General features: G+C 40.3%; 15 protein-coding genes and 1 riboswitch. Of the genes, 8 read left to right on the forward strand and 7 right to left on the reverse strand.

What is annotated here, in order from left to right; all coding sequences use genetic code 11:
- Nucleotides 1-10: 10 nt before the first annotated feature.
- The 5 genes from dksA to Q0017_RS02465 form a co-directional block, all read right to left on the reverse strand.
- Nucleotides 11-523, reverse strand: coding sequence for an RNA polymerase-binding protein DksA (dksA, locus tag Q0017_RS02445; protein ID WP_298142243.1), 513 nt, complete (start codon nt 521-523; stop codon nt 11-13).
- Between the two features lie 215 nt (nt 524-738).
- Complete coding sequence (gene cpdA, locus Q0017_RS02450) at nt 739-1536, reverse strand: 3',5'-cyclic-AMP phosphodiesterase (protein WP_298142245.1); 798 nt, start codon at nt 1534-1536, stop codon at nt 739-741.
- Between the two features lie 12 nt (nt 1537-1548).
- On the reverse strand, nt 1549-2172 hold the full coding sequence (locus tag Q0017_RS02455; RefSeq protein ID WP_298142273.1) for an NUDIX domain-containing protein: 624 nt from the start codon (nt 2170-2172) through the stop codon (nt 1549-1551).
- Between the two features lie 66 nt (nt 2173-2238).
- The gene (gene thiC, locus Q0017_RS02460) at nt 2239-4098 is read right to left on the reverse strand and encodes a phosphomethylpyrimidine synthase ThiC (RefSeq protein WP_298142247.1); all 1860 of its coding nucleotides are present in this window, start codon (nt 4096-4098) and stop codon (nt 2239-2241) included.
- 90 nt (nt 4099-4188) lie between these two features.
- A riboswitch (TPP riboswitch) is annotated at nt 4189-4314 on the reverse strand.
- A gap of 45 nt (nt 4315-4359) precedes the next feature.
- The gene (locus Q0017_RS02465) at nt 4360-5364 is read right to left on the reverse strand and encodes a hypothetical protein (RefSeq protein WP_298142249.1); all 1005 of its coding nucleotides are present in this window, start codon (nt 5362-5364) and stop codon (nt 4360-4362) included.
- Between the two features lie 289 nt (nt 5365-5653).
- On the opposite strand from Q0017_RS02465, the gene Q0017_RS02470 reads away from it, so the two are divergent.
- Both Q0017_RS02470 and phoU read left to right on the forward strand, forming a co-directional pair.
- Nucleotides 5654-6997 carry a TolC family outer membrane protein gene (locus Q0017_RS02470; RefSeq protein ID WP_298142251.1) on the forward strand — a complete coding sequence of 448 codons (1344 nt, stop codon included), beginning with the start codon at nt 5654-5656 and terminating at the stop codon, nt 6995-6997.
- Nucleotides 6998-7080: 83 nt separating this feature from the next.
- Nucleotides 7081-7803 carry a phosphate signaling complex protein PhoU gene (phoU, locus tag Q0017_RS02475; RefSeq protein ID WP_298142253.1) on the forward strand — a complete coding sequence of 241 codons (723 nt, stop codon included), beginning with the start codon at nt 7081-7083 and terminating at the stop codon, nt 7801-7803.
- A 727-nt stretch (nt 7804-8530) separates the two neighbouring features.
- Here phoU and Q0017_RS02480 read toward each other — a convergent pair.
- On the reverse strand, nt 8531-8800 hold the full coding sequence (locus Q0017_RS02480) for an oxidative damage protection protein (protein ID WP_298142255.1): 270 nt from the start codon (nt 8798-8800) through the stop codon (nt 8531-8533).
- Nucleotides 8801-8827: 27 nt separating this feature from the next.
- Nucleotides 8828-10255: an argininosuccinate lyase gene (gene argH / locus Q0017_RS02485; RefSeq protein ID WP_298142257.1), complete on the reverse strand. Its 1428-nt coding sequence runs from the start codon at nt 10253-10255 to the stop codon at nt 8828-8830.
- Here argH and Q0017_RS02490 point away from each other — a divergent pair.
- The 6 genes from Q0017_RS02490 to Q0017_RS02515 all read left to right on the forward strand — a co-directional run bounded on the left by Q0017_RS02490 (nt 10246) and on the right by Q0017_RS02515 (nt 15962).
- Nucleotides 10246-11397, forward strand: coding sequence for a sensor histidine kinase (locus tag Q0017_RS02490; RefSeq protein WP_298142259.1), 1152 nt, complete (start codon nt 10246-10248; stop codon nt 11395-11397). The genes argH and Q0017_RS02490 overlap by 10 nt on opposite strands.
- 48 nt (nt 11398-11445) lie before the next feature.
- Entirely contained in the window at nt 11446-12183 is a 738-nt protein-coding gene (locus tag Q0017_RS02495; RefSeq protein WP_298142261.1) for a LytTR family DNA-binding domain-containing protein, read from the forward strand.
- Between the two features lie 65 nt (nt 12184-12248).
- A complete protein-coding gene (gene hemC / locus Q0017_RS02500; RefSeq protein WP_298142263.1) occupies nt 12249-13172 on the forward strand; it encodes a hydroxymethylbilane synthase in 924 nt (307 codons plus the stop codon).
- A 1-nt stretch (nt 13173) separates the two neighbouring features.
- A complete protein-coding gene (locus tag Q0017_RS02505; protein WP_298142265.1) occupies nt 13174-13953 on the forward strand; it encodes a uroporphyrinogen-III synthase in 780 nt (259 codons plus the stop codon).
- Complete coding sequence (locus Q0017_RS02510) at nt 13950-14765, forward strand: hypothetical protein (protein ID WP_298142267.1); 816 nt, start codon at nt 13950-13952, stop codon at nt 14763-14765. Before Q0017_RS02505 ends, Q0017_RS02510 begins: the two co-directional genes overlap by 4 nt.
- 3 nt (nt 14766-14768) lie before the next feature.
- Nucleotides 14769-15962: a heme biosynthesis protein HemY gene (locus Q0017_RS02515; RefSeq protein ID WP_298142269.1), complete on the forward strand. Its 1194-nt coding sequence runs from the start codon at nt 14769-14771 to the stop codon at nt 15960-15962.
- Nucleotides 15963-16130: the final 168 nt, after the last annotated feature.

Here is a 16130-nt window from a genome sequence, read left to right on the forward strand (position 1 = left end):
AACAGGCATATTAACCGTTATTTTGCTTTTCTTTAATCTCAGCTAAGGTTTTGCAGTCGATACATAAAGTCGCGGTTGGGCGTGCTTCTAAACGACGTAAACCAATTTCGATACCACAAGTTTCACAAAAACCGTAGTCGTCATTTTTAATCGCTTGAATTGATTGCTCAATTTTACGGATTAATTTACGTTCACGGTCGCGTGTACGTAATTCAATGGCAAACTCTTCTTCTTGTGTCGCGCGGTCATTTACATCAGGCAAAGCAGTATTTTCGTCTTGCATGGTGTTTAAGGTACGATCGACTTCAGACATCAGCTCTTCTTTCCATGCCAATAAAATTTGGCTGAAATGCTCAAGCTGCCCTTCGGACATATATTCTTCGTTTTTCTTCGGCTGATACGGCTCGATACCAAATAGGCTCGCAGTAGACCCACCTTCAGTTGTCTTTGGCTTGGTCTTACGCACACGTTTTACAACGTCGGTTTGTTCGTTTAAGACTTGATTTTGGTTGTCAGTCGCCATATAGGGCATTCCTCATCATATGTGTGTAGCGTATGTACCCACAAAAAAATATGGTGATATGCGATGTTGTTATCCACCCCAAATCGCGTTGTGCTGTTCGGGGGTCGTCATCATATAGACTTTTTATGCTTTTTAATAGTCTTTGATGCTTGGATTCGAATTATCACGGGTCCATGGGAAGGCATAACTTAAAACAAAAAAATCAAAATGGAAAGTTAATAACCTGAAATTTCAACATTAATATTCTGTTGTAGATGTGTAAGGCGATGTACCTCGGTGCTAAAGCTACCATCATTTTTTAAGTGTAAGACTCTGTAACCGGGGGCCTCATGGCCTAGGGCAAAGTCCTCACTTTTTGGTTTAAATTGCACACAAGTTGAAGGCGTGGAAAAGAACTCAATCCCTTGCCATTGATGCCATGACTCTTGATGCACATGACCAAATAAAACCACTTTTACATTGCTATGTCGCGCCAATACATCCGTTAAGGCACGGCTATTTTTAAGTTTGTGTTGATCGATCCAATGCGATTGCATGGCAAACGGATGGTGATGACAGCCCAAAACAATATGCTGATCAGGACGTGCGCTTAACAAGGCATCGAGTTGCTCTAGCTGATCTTCATTGACCCAACCATCTACTTTTTGCGGTACAGCACTATTGAGCAATACTAAGCTCCATGCTGCAAAGTCAATCACATGCGCAGTATTTTGGTGCTGGTAAAAAGGAAAAAACTCAATATCATCATGATTACCGGGCACTTGAAATGACGGCATTGGCAATTGCGCGATTTGCTTTAAATAACGGGTATAAGTAGATGTGAGCGCTTCTTGTGCCAAATCACCAGTATGCAACAAGGCATGTGCATGCGGATAACGTGCTTGAATATCATCAAGGACGGCCAAGAAGCTGTGTTCAGGGTTTACATTGACAAATTCGCTCGTAGCATGAGCCATTAAATGTGTATCTGAAATTTGAATTAAAACAAAATCATCGGATAAAGCAGGCTTCATCACATGTGCCCCTTACTTGACATCATTCAGGGTTTTAATATGTTGTTGTAACCATTGCAATGCCATAATGACAGGTGCATTTTTTAGGCGACCGGTGGTCATTAATTGATTTAGATCTTGGTAATCAAACACATGCAATTGGATATTTTCCCCTTCATCTGGCATGCCAAAAATTGAACCACTTGGCGGCAGTTCAGCTTGTGCCACATACAAATGGAACAGCTCAGAACACGCCCCCGCAGATGGGTAAAAACTAAATAAAGGCTGTAAATCAAATAAGCTGCAACCGGCTTCTTCTTGTGCTTCGCGATACAAACAGCTTTCAGGAGTTTCTTGTCCGTCTAACACACCAGCAATAATTTCAAGCTGCCAAGGTGAATCACAATCATCTAGTGCACCCACTCGAAATTGTTCAATTAAGGCAAATTGTTGTTGTTGATTATTGTAGATGAGAACCCCTGCGGCTTCAGGGCGATGCACCAACTCACGCTGCAAAATTTTGGTATAGCCTTGTTGCCCAAACAAACGATGTCGCAAACTTACTTTTTCAACCTGAATAAAACCACGAAAAGCATCTTCACGTTTTTCGATAAGGACTGCATTTTTAAGATAAGTGGCCTGTTTAATAATCGTCATAAGTACAGTTAGGCTGAAGTATTTCACTTCATCCTAACTGAGAATAAATGGCAGAGAAAAGGCTTTTTATTGTTTGTGGTATATTTTTTGACCATGTTCAATAAAACTATTTTTCATCTGCTCTAACCCTTCGGCAATTTGTTGATTTTCTGCGTAATCGCGCACATTTTGGCTAATTTTCATCGAGCAAAATTTTGGTCCGCACATTGAACAAAAATGCGCCGATTTATGCGCTTCTTTGGGTAAGGTTTCATCATGCATACTTCGCGCTGTGTCGGGATCTAAACTTAAATTAAATTGATCTTCCCAACGGAACTCAAAACGCGCTTTAGAGAGGGCATTGTCACGGGCTTGTGCACCGGGATGACCTTTGGCAAGATCCGCTGCATGGGCTGCGATTTTATAGGTAATAATGCCATCTTTGACGTCTTTTTTATTGGGTAAGCCAAGATGCTCTTTGGGGGTGACATAACACAGCATTGCTGTGCCATACCAACCAATCATGGCGGCGCCAATGGCTGAGGTAATATGGTCATAGCCCGGTGCAATGTCGGTGGTTAAAGGTCCAAGTGTATAAAATGGCGCTTCGCCGCAGACCTCTAGCTGTAAATCCATGTTTTCTTTAATCATGTGCATGGGTACATGGCCGGGACCTTCAATCATGACCTGCACATCATGTTGCCATGCACGATGCGTTAATTCACCTAAAGTGCGTAATTCGGCAAATTGTGCTGCATCATTGGCATCTTGAATAGAACCGGGACGTAAGCCATCACCTAAACTAAAGGATACATCATAGGCTTTCATAATCTCGCAGATATCATCAAAATGAGTATATAAAAAGTTTTCTTGATGATGTGCCAAGCACCATTGCGCCATGATTGAACCACCACGCGAAACAATGCCTGTTAAACGTTGCGCTGTTAAAGGCACATAGCGCAGTAACACACCGGCATGAATGGTAAAGTAATCCACACCTTGCTCGGCTTGTTCAATCAGGGTGTCTTTAAAAATTTCCCATGTCAGGTCTTCTGCCACACCATTGACCTTTTCTAAGGCTTGGTAGATAGGCACTGTGCCAATTGGAACGGGGGAGTTGCGAATAATCCATTCACGGGTTTCATGAATATGTTTACCGGTAGATAAATCCATAATGGTGTCGGCACCCCAACGGGTTGCCCACGTCATTTTGGCCACTTCTTCTTCAATACTAGAGCCTAAAGCTGAGTTACCAATATTTGCGTTAATTTTAACGAGAAAATTACGTCCAATAATCATCGGTTCACATTCAGGATGATTAATGTTGGCCGGAATGATGGCACGTCCTGCGGCCACTTCTTGGCGCACAAATTCTGGGGTAATTTCCTTAATATTTTGCGCACCGAAGTTTTGTCCGGCATGTTGACGCAGATCTGTACCGGCATATTGACGCTGATTTTCACGAATCGCGATGTATTCCATTTCAGGGGTAATGATACCTTGCTTGGCATAATACATTTGCGTGACATTGGCTCCTGATTTGGCGCGCCGTGGCTTGGCTAAATGCGCAAAACGAATATCAGCTGTGGCAATATCACGTAAACGCGCTTGCCCAAATTGCGAACTTAACGCATCTAAAACTTGAGTATCTTGGCGCTCAGCAATCCAAGCATCGCGTACTTTAGGTAAACCCTGTTTAAGATCAATAGCAACATCAGGGTCGGTATACACACCTGAAGTGTCATAGACCAAAAGCGGGGGATTATCTTCGCCACCTAAGCCGGTTGGCGTTGCAGTAAGTTTAATCTCGCGCATTGGCACCTGAAGATCAGGGCGTGAGCCTTGAAGATAGACTTTTTTAGAGGCAGGTAAAATGCGGGTCAGGTCTTGAGCATCTTGCTCGTGTTGCGCAATTAGCGCGTTTTGAAGATTCGTTAATGGGTTCATGTCCATGATCCTTTGCAATATCAACGAATCAAGCACGACCAAAAACGTGGCAGAATTATGCCTAAAAAATTTAAGCATAAAAAATACATGAGTTTTTAGTGGCTTGATTCCTACGCAGGTATTAACCTGATCAGGTTCAACGGTACTTTGGATTAAATGTAAAATTACATTGACCAAATCTCAGCGAGTCAATTACTCGCGCTCCGTCAAGCGGGCTTCAGTGTAACAGGACTAAAAAAACAACACTAATAGCGTAAATGTCTAACTGCATATTGCATCGGCAAAGCAATCTTTATGTTTAAAATTGACCTGTACCAAATTTAATTCATCTTCAATAAACTGTACTGTGCTTTGATATTCTTGCTCTAAACTTATTGTGGATAAATCACTATCTTTTTGAATTAAGCTTAAAAACTGTAGCGCTTTTTGCCCAAGTTTAGATTTTGTTTGTTGTGATAAATATTCAATAGCTACTAAATGTTGAGCATCAATACTGTTGGTACCACGATAATTGTGTGACACTTTATCGCTATTGGTTCCAATAAACAGTAATTGGCTATAGCTATGATATAAATAGCGTGCATCAGTTTTGTAACGGCTTTGTGGATAGTGTTTTAAATAGCTCTCCCAAAATAAAGCACGTTCAGCAAGTACCAAAGGTTCAACTTTAATCATCTGATGATCAAATAAAGGTTGAGTGTTTTGATCAGCCAAAGCTTGAATAAAAGCTCGCTCGGCTTCGGGTAAATAAGGCGCAAAGATACGTGCTAAATATTGTGGACTACGCCGATATTCCACACGTCCATCATTTAAAGTTACAACCTCTACATAGCTTTGACCTTGGTGCTTAACCAGATACTGGTCACGTAAGTTCATCTGCTCAAAATGCTGTTGCTGCAAAGTTGGATGTGTAGTCACTGCGTTGACATACTGCTCAAAAGCCGCTTGTTGAGTGGGGGTACGCTGTACAAATAAGAATTTTTCATACATCTGTGTGGAATGATCTAACAGTTGTAATTGCTCGGCTGTGCTCATTAATGGCAGACAGACTTTTAAATTTTGATTGATTTGCTGTAATACAAATAAAGTACGCTGCTGATCTACTTGTTGCATTTCATGACTTAATTGCTCACACAGTGCATTTAAATCTACTTCAACTTTATGATGATCATTTAAGGTGGTGGTTTCTGGAACAATAGGGCGCTCTGAAGGTTGGCAGGCAACCAAAAAGACACAGCACAACACTGGCAAAAATAACTTTTTCATATCAGTTAAGGACAATGTTGAAAGCATAACAACACAACTGCGATCTTGGGAGAAAGGATATTTTGCATGATTTATGCATATAGAAATGCTATCAATATGTAGTATTCTGATAGCGTTTAGTTAATGCTGAAACTCTGCTATACAAGCTCAAGATAGTTTAAGCAAACGATGCATTTTTTAAAGGCAATTTATGTAAAAAATACGTTATAAGTATAGTGAAATTGCAAAAGTTGTTAACCAATCATCCTAGATTAAATCGCTGTTTTGGCACGTGCTTAAGGCTCATTTTATGAAAAAACAACTCTTATTTGTGGCAGGTTTAATGATTACTGCACCGTGCAGTTATGCGTTAGATTTGGTAACAGCATATCAGTTGGCGCAAAAGAATGATCCAACATGGCAGGCCAATCAATTACAATATCAAGTCGATCAGCTCAATTTAGGTTTGGCGCAAGGTAATTTATTGCCTACGGTCAGTGTTAATGCCAATATCACCCGTAAAAATCAAGCCACCAACAGTAAGCAAGCCATTAACATTCCCGGTTTAGAAAATACCAATTTATTGCCAAGCAGCTCAACTCAGCGCCAAGCTTCTGTTACGGCACGACAGCCTTTGTTTCGTTGGGATGCATGGCAGGGTTTAAAACAAGTTAAAACCTCACTTTCGTTGAGTGAGATCAATTTAAGTTTGCAGCAACAACAACAGATCTTAAATACAGCCCAAGCTTATTTTAATGTATTAAGACAACAGTCTTTAACTCAAGTCTATGTAGAAGAAGAAAAAGCCTTACTTGAACAGCTCAATATGATGCAAGCCAAATTGCGTCAAGGTTTAGTGGCGCGCAGTGATGTGAGTGAGGCTGACGCGCAATATCAAAATGCACGTGCCAATCGTATTGCAGGACACGTACAAGTCTTATTGGCACAAGAACAACTTGAACAAATGATTGGTCCATATCGTGAAAATTTAGCAGTACTGCGCGCTGATTTTGACTATCAAAAACCGTATCCAAACAATATTCAAGCATGGCAAGATTTGGCGCAAAGCCACAATTTGTCCTTGCAACAAGCACGTTTACAACAACAATATGCACAAGACGCTAAACGGGTTGAGCAGGCTGCACGCCTACCACAAGTTGAAGCAGTGGCAAGTTATGGCTATAACCAACAACGTCCAAGCAGTGCTATTGCCAATGATGGTCAATTTGACCAAGTTGGGGTAGAGGTGAATTGGAATGCATTTAATGGCGGCCGCACTAAAATTAACATTGAAAAAGCGCAACTGAGCATTGAAAAAGCCATCGCAGAGGTAGATGCAGCCAGCCGTCAGGCCAATACTGAGGTACGTAAAGCCTATATGCAGGTCGAAACTGACCAAGCCAAATTAAAAGCACGTTTAGCTGCCATGCAATCTGCCCAACATGTGTCGGTCGCATCACAAGCACAATATCGTGAAGGTTTAAAAAATATGGTGGATGTATTATTGGCACAGCGCAACGCATTTGTCGCCAAACAAGAATATGTAAATAGCCAATATGACTATTTAATGCATGTGTTAAATCTTAAAGCTGCCGTTGGGCAACTTACAGAACAAGACTTAATTGAGCTGAATGCATGGCTTATCCAAAAATAAATTTGTCATATAATGGTCACATAAGCACGCTTTAATAACATACTGCTAACCTTCTGTCTTTAACTTGCCGTGGAGTGAAAACTTTGAGCCCTACCAATCCTGTCCTAAATCATCATATTTCTTCGCAATTTAATGAAGACTTGCAGGCTGTAAACACTAAGTTTATGACTATGGGCGGTTTGGTTGAACAGCAAGTGACCAACGCCATTCATGCTTTATTAGATACCGATGTCAACATGGCACTTGAAGTGCAGTTTAAAGACAATGCGGTAAACAAATTAGAAAGTGAAATTGATGAGGCGTTGACCTTAATTTTGGCTCGTCGTCACCCTGCAGCAAGTGATTTACGCATGGTGATTGCCATGAGTAAAGCCAACACCGATTTAGAACGTATTGGTGATGAAGCGGCTAAAATTGCCCGCATTGCACAAAACTTGTGTGAAGAGGGTGGCTCGCCACGCGGTTATATGGAAACGCGTCATATTGGTAACCAAGTACGTGTCATGATTCATGAAGCTTTAGATGCTTTTGCACGTTTAGACATTGATCAGGCGCTGCATGTGTTGTTGGCAGATGCTGATATCGACCGTGAATATCAATCGGCAACTCGTACTTTAATGACGTATATGATTGAAGATCCACGTCATATTTCAAGTGTGATTAACGTATTGTGGGTATTGCGTTCGCTAGAGCGTATTGGTGATCATGCACGCAATATTTCTGAACAAGTGATCTATATGGTAAAAGGCTTAGATGTGCGCCATGCCAGTTTGGAAGAAATTGAACAAAAAGTTCAAAAAAACTAAACGTGTTTTAAGTTAAAAAAACAGTCCAAAGGGGCTGTTTTTTTAACAAAAAAAATCCCAAATCTTTGGGGGAAGATTTGGGAATAAATTTAAAACTGTTTAGAAAATCTATAGCATTTCCTGAATGATGCTTAGTCTATAGATAAGCCATAGCGTTGTATTGTGGCTTATTGTGTAGGATTGTTATTTTTTATCGCTATATGTATCTGCTTTGTAAGAATTAATTAATTTTTTTAAAGCAATAAGCTGTAAATCTAAGCTTTTGCAGCATATCTGTGATTTTAATCATGTGTAAATTTGAATCACTTGAGTGAAAATCACCTCCCAAGCTAAGCTCCTTGAGCAATATTTTTAAGTCTTTTAAAATTTAAAAGCAGTGAATAGACCAAATATCCGCATTCAATCAACTGTATAGTTTGTCTAAAATATATATGCTTACGAGCAAGCGTGATGATTAAATAGATCATCCACGAGCCAAGCTTAGCGCAAATTTGTGTGAAGTGGTTTTAAGCTTTTGTATGTAGCTAAGCAGTTTTTATACAAAAACTTTCAAGCGCTTTTATTGGGTGTAATTTTGAACATGAATAAAAAAGAATCCCCAAAATTGGAGATTCTTTTTTAAATATAGCCTTGGCAAGTGTTTGACATCAAAGTTAAAACTATGCTTTTAAGTTTGCACTTAAAGCATATTTAGCCTTGCCTTTGGGCAGCGCACTCTTAATGCGTTTTACTCAGGCTTTAGACCTTCAGCTTTTTCCAAACTTTCGTCATTATTAAAGAACTTTTCACGTTGTTCTTCTAGGAATTTTTTGGCATCAGCTTCAAACACATTTAAACGTTTTTCGTTAATTAGTGTGGTTTGATGCTTTAACCATTCACCCCATGCTTGTTTAGATACACTGTCAAACAGCTCTTGACCTTTTGGGCCTGGGAATGGGGCGAAGGCTAAGCCTTCCATTTCTTGTTGGTACTTACGGCAAAATACTTGGCGAGACATGGTACAGCTCCAGTGAATATGAAAATTTTAAGCGTATAACTGCGCTAAACGCTCATGCGCACGCGCAATGGCAGCTTCTACTTGTGCAGGCGCTGTACCACCAATATGGTTACGTGCATTGACAGAAGCTTCTAAGGTTAAGGCTTTTTCAAACACATCTGCTTGGATTAAGTCTGAGAATTGTTGTAATTGCTCAAGGCTTAATTCAGATAAGTCTTTAGACTCTTGAACACCAAGTGCAACGGCTTTACCAACAATTTCATGCGCATCACGGAATGCCACGCCATTTTTCACTAGGTAATCTGCAAGGTCAGTTGCAGTTGAGAAACCACGCAGTGCTGCTTCACGCATCTCTGCAATATTTGGCACAAGAGCAGGAATCATATCTGCAAATGCCATGAGCGAACCGCGTACGGTATCAATGGCATCAAACAATGGTTCTTTGTCTTCTTGGTTGTCTTTGTTGTAAGCAAGTGGTTGACCTTTCATGAGTGTTAATAAACTCATTAAATCGCCATAGACACGACCAGTCTTACCACGTACTAATTCAGGTACATCTGGGTTTTTCTTCTGTGGCATGATTGAAGAACCAGTACAGAAGCGGTCAGGAATATTCACAAACTTAAATTGTGCAGATGTCCAAAGAATCAATTCTTCTGACATACGTGATAAGTGCATCATAATTAACGATGCTGCGGCATTAAATTCAATAGCAAAGTCACGATCAGACACAGCATCAAGAGAGTTTTCGCATACTGCTTCAAAACCTAAAAGTTCAGCGGTATAAGCACGATCAATTGGGTAAGTGGTGCCTGCAAGGGCAGCAGAACCAAGTGGCATACGATTAACACGTTTACGGCAGTCAATTAAACGCTCTGAGTCACGTACCAGCATTTCAAACCATGCAAGTAGGTGGTGACCAAACGTCACTGGTTGAGCGGTTTGTAAATGAGTAAAACCCGGCATAATGGTAGTCGTGTTTTTAGCTGCTAAGCCTAAAATGCCTTTTTGTAATTTTTGTAATAAAACTAAAATCGCGTCAATTTCATCACGTACATATAAACGAATGTCAGTTGCTACTTGGTCATTACGGCTGCGACCGGTATGTAATTTTTTACCTGCAATACCAATACGTTGGGTTAAACGTGATTCAATATTCATGTGCACATCTTCAAGATCAATGCGCCATTCAAACTGACCCGCTTCAATTTCAGCTTTAATTTGGGTTAAACCATTTACAATGTCGTGGCATTCTTGTTCCGTGAGTACACCCACTTTAGCAAGCATGGTCGCATGTGCGATTGAACCGGCAATATCTTGTTGATAAAAACGTTGGTCAAACTGTACAGATGCGGTAAATTCTGCAACGAATGCGTCAGTCGCTTCAGCGAAGCGGCCGCCCCACATGCCTGAAGTTTGGGCTTGTGAATTTGAGGAATTAGAAGATGTGGTCATGTCGGCTCAACAAAAAAAGCAGTGATTTAACAACGAGTATAACAAATTCAAAAAGGCTTGCTCATACACAAGCGGCTGAAACTGTTGTGTCTGCGTCAGATAAAACGCAATTTACTTATTTTTTTACTAAAAATACCCGTTGGCAACATCTAATTGAATTATTTATTGCCAGTAATATTTTAGCCATGCTGTTAAGTCTTGCCGAAGCACGTGGTTGGAGCAATTTAAGTGGTTTGCGTTTATTAGAATATGCCTTATATATCAATTGGGTACTGCTAAGCTTTGTGGCTTGTTTTGAAAAATTTCAGCCTAAGCTCAAGCATTTTTCTTTAAGCCAAAACTTAATTACAGGCTTTTTTTTATTACAAGTATTGGTGGTGCTCACCAGTATCAGCATTAATTTTTTAATGTATTGGGGCAGTTATTGGAATTTAGAATATTTTTCCATTGGCATATTGTTTGAGGGGTTGAGCCTGCATTTAAGTTATGGAGTATTGTTGGGTTTATTCTGTTTTCGTTATGTTTTTTTACGTGAGCAATGGTCCAGACAGCAACAAAGCGAACTCAAAGCACGTATTCAGGCCTTACAAGCACGTATTCAACCGCATTTTTTATTTAATAGTCTTAACAATGTCTTGAGTTTAATTAGTATTGATCCTGACAAAGCTGAACAAATGCTGCTAGATTTATCGCGTTTGTTTCGCGCCAGTTTACAAGAATTAAAATTAGTGAGCTTGCATGATGAAATTGAATTGTGTCGACGTTATTTAGCCATTGAAAAAGTACGTTTGGGGGAGCGTTTAAATGTAGAGTGGAAATTTGTACATTTAGAACGTGCGCGTGAAGCTAAAATTCCATTATTGACCCTACAGCCTTTGCTTGAAAATAGCATTGCACATGGGGTGGAAAAAATTATTCAACCAAGTCAAATTACTATTTTAATTGAGATTTTAGACAACCAAGTCAATATTATTATTAGCAATCCTTCTTTGGCTGATGATTTAAACACAACACGTGGTAATGGGATTGCGCTAGATAATGTTAAACAGCGTTTGCAAGCCTATTTTGGGGAAAAGGTAACATTTCAAAGCTATGCAGGCGATGGAATATTTACTACAGTGGTACAATATCTTTATAAATAACAACAACAGCCACACAAAACTTTGATTTTTTGGATAAAAGGAGGACACATGGACATCCTAATTTGTGACGATGAAGCTTTGGCAACCCAACGTCTGTCACGATTGGTGGAGCAGCTTGGACACCATGTGGTGGCAGTGGCAAGTCATGGTCAGCAAGCCATTGAACTGACTGAATTCCATCAACCGGATGTCGTATTACTTGATATTCAAATGCCTGAAATGGATGGTTTAACCTGTGCAGAACATTTGCGGCAGCTTGACCCAATGCCCGCGATTGTGTTTTGTACAGCGTATGACGAACATGCACTTGAAGCATTTCGTATGGCAGATGGCTACTTATTAAAACCGATTATGCAACAGGAATTGCAACAGGTTTTAGGGCGGCTAACTAAAATTAACCAAGCTCAATTGAGCGCTTTAAAACAACAAGAAGATATGGACGAAATCAAAGTAACGCGTCAGCAGATTGCTGCGAAAACCTATCGTGGTGTGGAATTAATTCCCATCGAAAATATTTATTATTTTTTAGCCGATCAAAAATATGTCACGGTGCGCCATAAAAATGGCAGTGTTTTAATTGATGAAACTTTAAAAGATTTAGAGCAAGAATTTCCCGAGCAATTTATTCGTATTCATCGCAACGCTTTGGTGGCTGTGGCGTATTTAGATGGCTTAGAAGTCTTAGGCGCAGGGCAGTATCAAGTGCGCTGTCGTGAGTTAGATGAACGTCTTGCGGTGAGCCGTCGGCATTTGCCAAACTTACGTGAGCGAATTCAAAAACTCTAAAAGCACTTGCATTTTTAAGGGATCAGGTTAAGTTTAAGCATATTGCAAAGATGATGTCATAGCCTATGAAAACCCTGAAAATTGCCACTCGACAAAGCCCGCTTGCACTTTGGCAGGCGGAACACATTCGTGCACGTTTAGAAAGCTTACATGCAGATTTAAAAGTTGAGTTGTTGACCTTTGTCACTCAGGGCGACAAAATTTTAGATACCCCATTGGCAAAAATTGGTGGTAAAGGTTTATTTGTTAAAGAGTTAGAAGCAGCTTTATTAGATGGTCGTGCTGACTTGGCGGTACATTCAATGAAGGATGTACCGATGGCACTGCCTGAAGGTTTAGAACTTGCTGTGATGTGTGAGCGTGAAGATCCGCTCGATGCCTTTGTGTCGAATACTTATGCAAGTTTTGCCGAGTTACCGCAAGGCGCCAAAGTTGGTACCTCAAGCTTGCGTCGTAAATGTCAGATCCTACAAGCACGTCCTGATTTAGAGATTTTAGATTTACGTGGCAACGTAGGTACGCGCTTATCTAAACTTGATGCAGGTCTTTATGATGCGATTATTTTAGCCAGCGCGGGTTTAAAGCGTTTAGAGATGCCTGAGCGTATTCGTCATACTTTAGATGCCCAAGTCAGCTTGCCGGCAGTTGGTCAGGGTGCTTTAGGTTTAGAATGCCGCAGCAATGATCAAGCTGTTTTAGATTTAATTTTACCGCTTATGCATGATGAAACCAATGTTTGTGTACGTGCAGAGCGTGCCTTTAATGCCTATTTAGAAGGTGGCTGCCAAGTCCCGATTGCAGGCTATGCTACCTTGACAGATGGACAAATTCAGCTTGAAGGTCGTGTAGGTAGTGTTGATGGTGCAACCTTACTTAAATCCCAAGTACAAGGTCTGCCACAACAGGCCGAAGCTTTAGGTGTTGAGCTTGCCAAACAACTTTTGGCACAAGGTGCAGGTGAGTTACTCCAAGCTTTATATCAAAAATAATATGTTATTTGTCAATACTCGCCCCCAAGATCGTGCCGCAGCGTTGACTGCGGCATTGTCTAATCAACAGCTCAGTGTATTTGAGCTGCCTTTACTTGAGTTAGAGGCAATGCAGTTGAGTGCAGAACTCTATGACCTTTATCAGAAGTTACCCAGTGCTCAAGTGATTGTGGTGGTCAGTCCAACTGCGGTTGAGCTTGGCATGCAATACTTGCAACAAACAGGCATTCAACTTGAACAATTGAGCCATATTCAGTGGATTGCTGTGGGGCTTAAGACTGCGCAAGTCTTGGCAAAATATGGAATTCAAGCGTTGATTCCTGAGATTGAAACCTCAGAAGGGATGTTGCAACTACCATGTTTGCAAAATCTGCCACAAGGCAGTTGCATTGCTTTTTGGCGTGGTGAGGGCGGGCGGCAATTTATGATGCAACAATTGCAAGCGCAGGCCATGCATATTCTGAATTTTGTCTTGTATCGGCGCCAATGTCCGCCGATTTGTCAGGCGTTGATCCCTTTACTTGCCAAAAAAATACAGGAAAATTTGCCTTATAGCGTATTAATCAGTAGCGAAGCAAGTTGGTTAAATTGGCAAGCATTGTGGCAAAATCAACCTGAAATTATAAAAAATGCGCACTATATGGTGCTTGGCACACGGGTTGCACAGCTTATGCAGCAAGACCGTCAACTGCAACAGGCTGATTTCCAAATTACTTTGTTAGACACTCTACATCCCGCCGCAATTTTGGCACACCTTGCGCTTGAGAAAGGAAAAGCATGAAAAAAATCTTGATCTTAGCCACGATTTTGCTTTTCGCATGGCTTGCCAAGCTCAGTTATGATTTGATTCAGCTCAATCAAGCGCAAACTCAATTACAGCAAAAACTCCATCAAGCTGAGCAGCAAAATGCTAACCTGAACGATCGTTTGGTGGCGCTTAAACGCAGTAATCTGCAACAGCCACCTGCAACTGTACCCCATGATGACGTGCAAGATATTCACCCTGTGGTGTTGATACAGCAGCAATTGGATTTAATTGAATTTGCTTTAAAACAGCAGCAGTATGCTTATGCTTTAGAAAAACTGAGTCATTTAGATGCTGATCTCAAGCAATCGAGCCTTGCTGAGAGTTTACAAGCTGCTTTGGCTGCTGCAATTATTCAAGATCGTCAAGATATTCAAAAATTTGTAAACGCCAAACACGCACAACAGCAACAGTTTAATCAAGCGCTACAGCAGCTTGACGTGATGCTCAATACAGAGATTGGTCAACAAAATTTAGCCGTGCCGCATGAAAAAGAGGCTGCATTTTGGCAAAAATGGTTCAAGCTTGAACAAGTAGAACAACCATCAACAGTATTTATGCAACGCCAATTTGTACTCAAAGAAGCACAATTACATTTACTGTTGGCACGTCAATTATTGCTACAAGGTCAGTACCTTGCTTATCAACAAGAAATGAACGCAGTGATTAGCATTTTAACTGGTTTACCTGATCAAAAAGCCAAGCAGCTGATGATGCATATTGAAAAAGCCAAGGCTATTCATCATTTATCCACGCCTGCACTGACTACAAGAGCCTTATTGAGATAAGTTATGCGCCACATTTTAATTGCCTATGCCTTGATGAGCTTGATCATTTTTGCGCTGTTAACGCTGCTTAGTTATGGGCATGGTGTGGGCTATGTGTATATTTATTGGCGTGATTGGCAACTTCAAACCAATGTCTGGGCATTGTTTATCGCTTTGGCGGTGTTAAGTTTAGTGGCACAAAGTTGTTGGTATATATTGAAGCGCTATTTAAGCCGTGCAAAGCGTCAGCGTGACAATGTATTTAATTTTAAGAATCTGCATCCTTATGAACAATTGGCTGTGATTTGGTTATTAGATGCAGGACGTGATCAACAAGACTTTATTCAGCGGGTATTTCAACACTCTACCTTGTTACAAGGTGTGATGGATGCACGTCTAGCGAACATGCAAGGTCAGCCTAAAAAAGCCTTGTTGGCACTTAATTACACGCATAGCATTGCCTTTGAGTTGGCTGAATTACAACGTATTGAAATCTATTTGGCCGAAAAAGATGCCCAACAAGCACTGACACACCTAGAATTTTTACATCAACATGCGCTATCGCCATGGTTAGAAGATGTAGCACAAGCTTATCAAAAACGTCTTAATGTTTTATGGGCGAAGTTTGCTTTACAGTTTCCTTGGGCGTATTTACGCGCTACCCAATATGGACATCTACCCACCCCAAGTAAAATTGTTTGGCTAGAACAATTATTACAGCAATTTGAGCAAGCTAATCCAGATGACTTAAACCATCTTAAACAGCGTTATATGGACTTGTTGCCTGAAATTGAGCAGAAAACCTCTGAGGTGAAACGATTATGGCTGAAGCTATTAGTACGTTTAGAGGATATGCAGTCTTATGCAACCAATTTAGCTGAACATTTATTGCTTGAACAATTTCATGAAGATGTGTTTTATTTATGGTTTGAACAGCAAATGTTACAGTCTTCGCCTGATTACAACGATACTGAACAACATATTATGGCTTGGGAAGAGCAATATGCAAGTGTTCCTGTATTAAGCTTTGCCAAATATTATGTTTATAGATTGACTGATCGTCACCATGAGGCAGACAACTTAATGAGTCTGTATCCAGAGCATGTTTTAATGAGTTATTTAAGAGTTCAACATGCTTTAAAACAACAGCCTGAACTATTAAGGCAGTTAAATATCATTTTTGAAAATAATCCTAATCATATTACAATCAAACTTTAATTAAAAAAGAGTGGTTGTTAATTTTATTTAAGCGCTAAATAAGCCATTAAGTATAAAGAATTGTTAAAAATTTGCTTTTATATCTTTTAATCTGGGCAGAGTAAAACTTGAAGTGCGACATAAACCACCTAATTAATTTAAAGGGTTTATGGAGTATATAAAATTGTC

Source organism: uncultured Acinetobacter sp., from assembly GCF_947624825.1.
In the GTDB taxonomy this organism is placed as follows: Bacteria; Pseudomonadota; Gammaproteobacteria; order Pseudomonadales; family Moraxellaceae; genus Acinetobacter.

Excerpts from the sequence above, each read along its gene's own strand:
- dksA (WP_298142243.1), bottom strand. The coding sequence starts at position 523 with ATGGCGACTGACAACCAAAATCAAGTCTTAAACGAACAAACCGACGTT.
- cpdA (WP_298142245.1), bottom strand. The coding sequence starts at position 1,536 with ATGAAGCCTGCTTTATCCGATGATTTTGTTTTAATTCAAATTTCAGAT.
- Q0017_RS02455 (WP_298142273.1), bottom strand. The coding sequence starts at position 2,172 with ATGACGATTATTAAACAGGCCACTTATCTTAAAAATGCAGTCCTTATC.
- thiC (WP_298142247.1), bottom strand. The coding sequence starts at position 4,098 with ATGAACCCATTAACGAATCTTCAAAACGCGCTAATTGCGCAACACGAG.
- Q0017_RS02465 (WP_298142249.1), bottom strand. The coding sequence starts at position 5,364 with ATGAAAAAGTTATTTTTGCCAGTGTTGTGCTGTGTCTTTTTGGTTGCC.
- Q0017_RS02470 (WP_298142251.1), top strand. The coding sequence starts at position 5,654 with ATGAAAAAACAACTCTTATTTGTGGCAGGTTTAATGATTACTGCACCG.
- Q0017_RS02480 (WP_298142255.1), bottom strand. The coding sequence starts at position 8,800 with ATGTCTCGCCAAGTATTTTGCCGTAAGTACCAACAAGAAATGGAAGGC.
- Q0017_RS02490 (WP_298142259.1), top strand. The coding sequence starts at position 10,246 with ATGTGGTCATGTCGGCTCAACAAAAAAAGCAGTGATTTAACAACGAGT.
- argH (WP_298142257.1), bottom strand. The coding sequence starts at position 10,255 with ATGACCACATCTTCTAATTCCTCAAATTCACAAGCCCAAACTTCAGGC.
- Q0017_RS02495 (WP_298142261.1), top strand. The coding sequence starts at position 11,446 with ATGGACATCCTAATTTGTGACGATGAAGCTTTGGCAACCCAACGTCTG.
- hemC (WP_298142263.1), top strand. The coding sequence starts at position 12,249 with ATGAAAACCCTGAAAATTGCCACTCGACAAAGCCCGCTTGCACTTTGG.
- Q0017_RS02505 (WP_298142265.1), top strand. The coding sequence starts at position 13,174 with ATGTTATTTGTCAATACTCGCCCCCAAGATCGTGCCGCAGCGTTGACT.
- Q0017_RS02510 (WP_298142267.1), top strand. The coding sequence starts at position 13,950 with ATGAAAAAAATCTTGATCTTAGCCACGATTTTGCTTTTCGCATGGCTT.
- Q0017_RS02515 (WP_298142269.1), top strand. The coding sequence starts at position 14,769 with ATGCGCCACATTTTAATTGCCTATGCCTTGATGAGCTTGATCATTTTT.